A 7098-nucleotide genomic window follows, 5' to 3' on the forward strand; every position below is an offset into this window, starting at 1 on the left:
GAGGCGCCGGTGCGCCTGCCGCGCCCGCCGGGCACCCGGGCCCGGTGGGCCTGCCGCATCGCCCGAGGCCCGCGGTCGGTGCCGGGTGCCGTTGTCCGGCCCGGGGCGCCTTCCGCCTCCACCGTGCACTCGGCATGCGCCCGGTGGGTCATCCGTCATGGCGCGGTGCCCGCCGCGTCCGTCCCTGCCGTCTCCGTCCAGCGCCCGCTGCCTGACGCCCGCATCACTTCCGCCTGGCGCCCGCCGCCTCCGCGTGCGCCCCCCGCCCGCGCCCGGCGGGGTCGCGTGGGTGCGCTGTCTGCGCTCGCTGGGCCGGCCCTCCGTGCCCGGAGCCTGCCGTCTCCGGCCGGCCTGCCGCCTGCGGGCTGTTGACCAGCGGGTCCTCCCCGCCTGTCTCGGCTCCGCCCGCCGCCCGGGCCGGTGCGCCTGCCGCCGGTGCCGGGTGTCCGGCAGCCGCCGTCTTCGGCGTGCGCCACGGCCTGCGACCGGTAGGCCGGACGGCTTGGCCCGGTGTCGCGGGCTCAGTCCCCGAACGCCGTGAGCGGCCCGGGCACTGCCCGGGAACCGGCGCGGCCTGCGACCGGGAGGCCGACGCGGCCCGGTCAGAAGCCCGGGCCGCCCGGGCGGTCGGCCGCGCTTGCCAGCCGTCCCCAGAGCAGGTCGGCCATCGTCGTCACCAGCTCCTGGCGTGCGCACGGGCGCTCGCCGAGCCACCAGTCGCCCGCCGCGTGCATCATGCCGACTATCCCGTGGCCCCAGATCCGCGCCCGCTGCCCGCCGTCGGGGCCCAGGTCGATGCGCTCCTCGATGACCTTGGCGAGCTCTTCGCCGAGGCGGCGCAGCAGCGGCGCCGAGTGGCGCCCTATGTCGAAGCTCTGGTCGAGCGGCGCCGCGTCCTCGGCCGGGTGCATAAGGAACCGGTAGACCTGCGGGTTCGCCTCGATCGCGGCGAGGTACGTGTCGAGCGTGGCCTCCACCCGCGCGCGGCGCTCCGCCGGGGCGTCGAGCGCCGCGCGCAGGGCGTCGAGCAGGGCGTCCGTGTGCCGCTTGGCGAGCGCCTTGTACAGCCCGCCCTTGTCGCCGAAGTGCCGGTACAGGATGGGCTTGGTGATCCCAGCCTCCGCCGCGATCGCGTTCATGGACGCGCCCGGGCCGTCCCTGAGAACGACCCGTTCCGCCGCCTCCAGCAGCTGACGCCGCCGCTGCGCGGCCGCCTGCTGCTGAGCCGACTGTCCTCTGCTGTCCATGTCCTCTCCCCGCCCCACCCAAAGCCTGTTGTCCCACCCGAACGCAACGCCTGCGCAACGTAACACCCTCCGCCGACGGGTCGCTGATCAGGCGTGATGGCTTGACAGGGCCTACCCGCCGGTAACAGACTGTAGTTACCAGTGGTAACCAGTGGAGGGGAAGATGGCCGAGTTCACGCTCGAACCGAGCGACGACCAGAAGCAGGTACGCGACTGGCTGCACGGCTTCGCCGCCGACGTGGTCCGTCCGGCCGCCGCCGAGTGGGACGAGCGCGAGGAGACGCCCTGGCCCGTCATCCAGGAGGCGGCCAAACTCGGGATCTACTCCCTCGACTTCTACGCGCAGCAGTACTTCGACCCCTCGGGGCTCGGCATCCCCATCGCCATGGAGGAGCTCTTCTGGGGCGACGCCGGCATCGCCCTGTCCATCGTCGGCACCGGCCTCGCCGCCGTCGGCGTGCTCGCCAACGGCACCGACGAGCAGATCGGCACCTGGATCCCGCAGATGTACGGGGACGCCGACGACGTGAAGCTCGCCGCCTTCTGCTCGTCCGAGCCCGACGCGGGCTCCGACGTCGCCGCCATGCGCACCCGCGCCGTCTACGACGAGGCGAAGGACGAGTGGGTGCTGAACGGCACCAAGACCTGGGCGACGAACGGCGGGATCGCCAACGTTCACGTCGTCGTCGCCTCGGTCGACCCGGAGCTGGGCTCGAAGGGGCACGCCTCGTTCATCGTCCCGCCCGGCACGAAGGGTCTTTCTCAGGGCCAGAAGTTCAAGAAGCACGGCATCCGCGCGTCCCACACCGCCGAGGTGGTGCTCGACGGCGTCCGCGTCCCCGGCGCCTGCCTGCTCGGCGGCAAGGACAAGCTCGACGCACGCCTCGCGCGCGCCCGGGAGAAGGCGGCCGCGGGCGGAATGGGGGTCCCCCCGCTCGAGCGCAGCCGAGAGTGGGGGAGGGTCAAGAACGCGGCGATGGCCACCTTCGAGGCGTCGCGCCCCGCCGTCGGCGCCATGGCCGTAGGCACCGCGCGCGCCGCCTACGAGGTCGCGCTCGACTACGCGAAGACCCGCAGCCAGTTCGGCCGCCCGATCATCGACAACCAGGGCATCGCCTTCCAACTCGCCGACATGCGCACCCGCATCGACGCGGCGCGGCTGCTCGTGTGGCGCGCGTCCTGGATGGCCACCACCGGCAAGAAGTTCGAGTCGGCCGAGGGCTCCATGTCGAAGCTGTTCGCCAGCGAGACCGCCAAGCAGGTGACCGCGCAGGCCGTGCAGATCCTCGGCGGCAACGGCTTCACCCGCGAGTACCCGGTGGAACGCATGCACAGGGACGCGGCGATCTACACCATCTTCGAGGGCACGAGCGAGATCCAGCGCCTCGTGATCGCGCGCACGCTCGCGGGCATGCCGATCCGCTGACCCCTGCCCCCCTGAATCCCCCCACGGGTGGCGCCGGCTCCGCTCCCGTCCCCTCACGGGGCGGGAGCGAAGCCGCGTGCCGCGTGCTCGCGCGCCGCGTGCCTTCAGGCGGGCAGCTGCGCCTCGACGGCCGAGACCACCGAGGGGTCCTCGGGCGTCGTGCCGGTACGGAACCGCGCCACGACCTCGCCCGCAGGCGAGATCACCCACTTCTCGAAGTTCCACGCGACGTCGCCCGACTCCCCGGTGCCGTCGGCCGCCGCCGTCAGCCGCTCGAACAGCGGGTGCCGGTGCTCACCGTTGACGTCCGTCTTCTCCAGCATCGGGAACGTGACCCCGTAGGTGGTCGAGCAGAACGTGCTGATCTCCTCGGCCGAGCCGGGCTCCTGGCCGCCGAACTGGTTGCACGGCACGCCGATCACCGAGAAACCGCGGTCGCCGTACGTCTTGTGCATCTGCTCGAGCGCCGTGTACTGCGGTGTCGCCCCGCACTTGGACGCCACGTTGACGACCAGCACGGCCTTGCCGCGGTAGTCGGCCAGCGACGTGGGCTCGCCGGTCAGCGTGCGCAGCGGGATGTCGTACAGACTCATCATCCGACCTCTCCCGATCTCCCTCGCGGAGATCGTCCCACCATTGTGGACCCGCTCTTGTGGACCGCGGCGCCTACAGCTGACCGACCGAGGTCACCCGCACGACGGCCAGGCCCTGCTCGTCCGAGGCCGCGAGGTCGACCTCCGCGCTGATGCCCCAGTCGTGGTCGCCGTTCGGGTCGGCGAAGGTCTGCCGCACGCGCCACATGCCGTGCGCCGGGTCCTCCTCGATGGACAGCAGCTTCGGGCCGCGCGCGTCGGGGCCCGTGCCGAGGTCCTCGTACTCGTCCCAGTAGGCGTCCATCGCCTCCGCCCACGCGTCCTCGTCGAACCCGGACTCCGCGTCCATCGAGCCGAGTTCGCCGACCTTGTCGAGCGCGGCCAGCTCGACCCGGCGGAACATCGCGTTGCGCACCAGTACACGGAACGCGCGCGCGTTCGCCGTGACGGGCCTGACCTGGTCGGCCTTCTCCCGCGCCTCCTCGGCCGTCTCCACCTCGGGATTGGCCAGCTGCTCCCACTCGTCCAGCAGGCTGGAGTCGACCTGCCGCACCATCTCGCCCAGCCAGGCGTTCAGGTCCTCCAGGTCCTCCGACTTGAGGTGCTCGGGGATCGTGTGCTCCAGCGCCTTGTACGCGCCCGCCAGGTAGCGCAGCACGATGCCCTCGGTGCGCGCCAGCTCGTAGAAGGACGTGAACTCCGAGAACGACAGCGCACGCTCGTACATGTCCCGGATCACCGACTTCGGCGACACCGGGTGGTCGCCCACCCACGGGTGGCTCCTGCGGTACACGTCGTACGCGTGCCACAGCAGCTCCTCGAGCGGCTTCGGGTACGACACCTCCTGGAGGCGCTCCATGCGCTCCTCGTACTCGACGCCGTCCGCCTTCATCTCCGCGACGGCCTCGCCCCGCGCCTTGTTCTGCTGGGCGCCGAGGATCTGCCGCGGGTCGTCGAGCGTCGACTCCACGACCGACACCATGTCGAGCGCGTACGACGGCGACTCCGGGTCGAGCAGCTCGAACGCGGCAAGCGCGAACGTGGACAGCGGCTGGTTCAGCGCGAAGTCCTGCTGCAGGTCCACCGTCAGGCGGACGATGCGGCCCTGCGCGTCAGGCGTGTCGAGCCGCTCCACGACGCCGCCGTCCAGCAGCGAGCGGTAGATCGCGATGGCGCGGCGGATGTGCCGCAACTGCTGCCTGCGCGGCTCGTGGTTGTCCTCCAGCAGGTGGCGCATCGCGTCGAACGCGTTGCCCGGGCGGGCGATCACCGACAGCAGCATCGTGTGCGTCACCCGGAAACGCGAGGTCAGCGGCTCGGGATCGGCGGCGATCAGCTTCTCGAACGACTGCTGCGACCACGCCACGAATCCCTCGGGCGCCTTCTTGCGCACCACCTTGCGGCGCTTCTTCGGGTCGTCGCCCGCCTTGGCCAGCGCCTTCTCGTTCTCGACGACGTGCTCCGGCGCCTGCGCCACCACCAGGCCCGCCGTGTCGAAGCCGGCGCGGCCCGCCCTGCCCGCGATCTGGTGGAACTCGCGTGCGCGCAGCGTCCGCACGCGCGTGCCGTCGTACTTCGTCAGCGCGGTGAACAGCACCGTGCGGATGGGCACGTTGACGCCGACGCCCAGGGTGTCCGTGCCGCAGATGACCTTCAGCAGTCCGGCCTGGGCGAGCTTCTCCACCAGGCGCCGGTACTTGGGGAGCATGCCGGCGTGGTGCACGCCGATGCCGTGCCGCACGTAGCGCGAGAGGTTGCGGCCGAACTTCGTGGTGAAGCGGAAGTTGCCGATCAGCTCGGCGATCCTGTCCTTCTCCTCGCGCGTGCACATGTTGATGCTCATCAGCGACTGCGCGCGCTCGACGGCCGCGGCCTGCGTGAAGTGCACGATGTACACGGGCGCCTGGTGCGTCTCCAGCAGCTCCGTGAGCGTCTCCGTGATGGGCGTCGTGCGGTACTCGTACGACAGCGGCACGGGCCGCGTCGCCGACCGGACGACGGCGGTCTCGCGGCCGGTGCGCCGCGTGAGGTCCTCCTCGAACCGCGAGACGTCGCCGAGCGTCGCCGACATCAGCACGAACTGCGCCTGCGGCAGTTCGAGGATCGGGATCTGCCAGGCCCAGCCGCGGTCCGGCTCCGCGTAGAAGTGGAACTCGTCCATCACGACCTGGCCGATGTCGGCGTGCGGGCCGTCGCGCAGCGCGATCGCCGCGAGCACCTCGGCCGTGCAGCAGATCACCGGGGCGTCCGCGTTGACCGACGCGTCGCCGGTGAGCATCCCGACGTTCTCCGTGCCGAACAGCTTGCACAGGTCGAAGAACTTCTCCGACACCAGCGCCTTGATGGGGGCGGTGTAGAACGTGACCTCTTCACGCGCGAGCGCCGCGAAGTGCGCGCCCGCGGCCACCAGGCTCTTGCCCGAGCCCGTCGGCGTCGAAAGGACCACGTTGGCCCCCGACACCACCTCGATCAGGGCCTCCTCCTGCGCCGGATAGAGAGAGATTCCCTGCCCCTCGGCCCACGTCGAGAAGGCCTCGAAGAGGGCATCGGGGTCGGCGTCCTTCGGCAGCTGATCGATAAGGGTCACGTCACCATCTTGCCTGCTGCCGGTCCGGATCCGGGAACCGGACGCCGGTACGAAGATCACGGACTGTACGCTGCCTTGCCGGCGGCAAGATCGGCCGGCGAGGGGACGACAACTCCAGAGGGAGACGGGGACGACCATGATGGGACCAGCACACTCACTCTCGGGGGCGGCCGCATGGCTGGGGGTGGGCGCCGCGGCCGCGTCGCTCGACCACGCGATGCCGTGGCCGGTGCTGCTGGTCGGGACCCTGATCTCGTCCGGCGCGGCGCTCGCGCCCGACCTCGACCACAAGGCCGCGACGATCTCCCGCTCCTTCGGGCCCCTCTCGCACGGCCTGTGCGCGATCGTCGACGCGATGTCCCACTTCGCCTACCGGCACACCCGCATGAGGGGCGACTCCAGCAGCCGCAGCGGCGGCCACCGCACCCTCACCCACACCTGGCTGTGGGCGGTACTGATCGGCGCGGGCTTCTCGGCCCTCGCCGTGGCGTTCGGCCGCTGGGCCGTGCTCACGATCCTCTTCGTCCACGTGGTGCTCGCCGTGGAGGGCCTGCTGTGGCGGGCGGCCAGGACATCGAGCCACATCCTGGTGTGGCTGCTCGGCGCGTTCGCCGCATGGACGCTCGCGGGCATCCTCAACAAGCCGGGCCACGGCGCGAACTGGCTGTTCACCGCGCCTGACCAGCACTTCATGTGGCTGGGGCTGCCCATCGTCGTGGGCGCGCTGATGCACGACCTCGGGGACGCGATCACCGTCTCGGGCTGCCCGATCCTGTGGCCGATCCCGATCGGCCGCAAGCGCTGGTACGCGCTCGGGACGCCCAAGGTGATGCGGTTCAGGGCGGGCAGCTGGGTGGAGCTCAAGATACTGATGCCGGCGTTCATGATCCTGGGCGGCCTGGGCGCGACGTCGGCGCTCGGCGTCATCTGAAGCGAGCGCACCGCGCGTGCGCCTGCCCCGGGTCGGGCCCGCCCCTCGTAACGCCCCGCTGCGAGCCGGGGCCCGCGCAGGTCACCGCGTTGCGGCGGTCGCGGCAGACGGGCCGCCCGGACCCCGGACCCCGCGGGGCCCTGGGCGGGGCGGCCGCCCCGAGGCCAGTCCTGCGCCGCGTCCGGCCTTCGTCCACCGCGACGACCGAACCGGGCAGCGACCCGTTCCGGTCACGGGTGGAGGGGGTGCGGCCGGGCCGCAGCGCCCGCGGGTGCGGTGGACGGTCGCACGTGACGCGTCACCAGGCGCCGCAG

Annotated in this window: 5 protein-coding genes; 2 read left to right on the forward strand and 3 right to left on the reverse strand. The window is 71.9% G+C overall.

Annotated features, from left to right (window positions below):
• Positions 1-602 precede the first annotated feature (602 nt).
• On the reverse strand, positions 603-1247 hold the full coding sequence (locus JFN87_RS31180; RefSeq protein WP_209345575.1) for a TetR/AcrR family transcriptional regulator: 645 nt from the start codon (positions 1245-1247) through the stop codon (positions 603-605).
• 163 nt (positions 1248-1410) lie between these two features.
• On the opposite strand from JFN87_RS31180, the gene JFN87_RS31185 reads away from it, so the two are divergent.
• On the forward strand, positions 1411-2673 hold the full coding sequence (locus JFN87_RS31185) for an acyl-CoA dehydrogenase family protein (protein ID WP_209345577.1): 1263 nt from the start codon (positions 1411-1413) through the stop codon (positions 2671-2673).
• A 104-nt stretch (positions 2674-2777) separates the two neighbouring features.
• On the opposite strand, the gene JFN87_RS31190 is transcribed toward JFN87_RS31185, so the two are convergent.
• A complete protein-coding gene (locus JFN87_RS31190) occupies positions 2778-3266 on the reverse strand; it encodes a glutathione peroxidase (protein WP_209345580.1) in 489 nt (162 codons plus the stop codon).
• Positions 3267-3339: 73 nt separating this feature from the next.
• Complete coding sequence (locus JFN87_RS31195; RefSeq protein WP_209345578.1) at positions 3340-5913, reverse strand: DEAD/DEAH box helicase; 2574 nt, start codon at positions 5911-5913, stop codon at positions 3340-3342.
• A 76-nt stretch (positions 5914-5989) separates the two neighbouring features.
• On the opposite strand from JFN87_RS31195, the gene JFN87_RS31200 reads away from it, so the two are divergent.
• On the forward strand, positions 5990-6784 hold the full coding sequence (locus JFN87_RS31200) for a metal-dependent hydrolase (protein WP_209345579.1): 795 nt from the start codon (positions 5990-5992) through the stop codon (positions 6782-6784).
• Positions 6785-7098 lie beyond the last annotated feature (314 nt).

Source organism: Streptomyces montanisoli (assembly GCF_017813245.1).
In the GTDB taxonomy this organism is placed as follows: Bacteria; Actinomycetota; Actinomycetes; order Streptomycetales; family Streptomycetaceae; genus Streptomyces; species Streptomyces montanisoli.

Excerpts from the sequence above, each read along its gene's own strand:
- JFN87_RS31185 (WP_209345577.1), top strand. The coding sequence starts at position 1,411 with ATGGCCGAGTTCACGCTCGAACCGAGCGACGACCAGAAGCAGGTACGC.
- JFN87_RS31180 (WP_209345575.1), bottom strand. The coding sequence starts at position 1,247 with ATGGACAGCAGAGGACAGTCGGCTCAGCAGCAGGCGGCCGCGCAGCGG.
- JFN87_RS31190 (WP_209345580.1), bottom strand. The coding sequence starts at position 3,266 with ATGAGTCTGTACGACATCCCGCTGCGCACGCTGACCGGCGAGCCCACG.
- JFN87_RS31200 (WP_209345579.1), top strand. The coding sequence starts at position 5,990 with ATGATGGGACCAGCACACTCACTCTCGGGGGCGGCCGCATGGCTGGGG.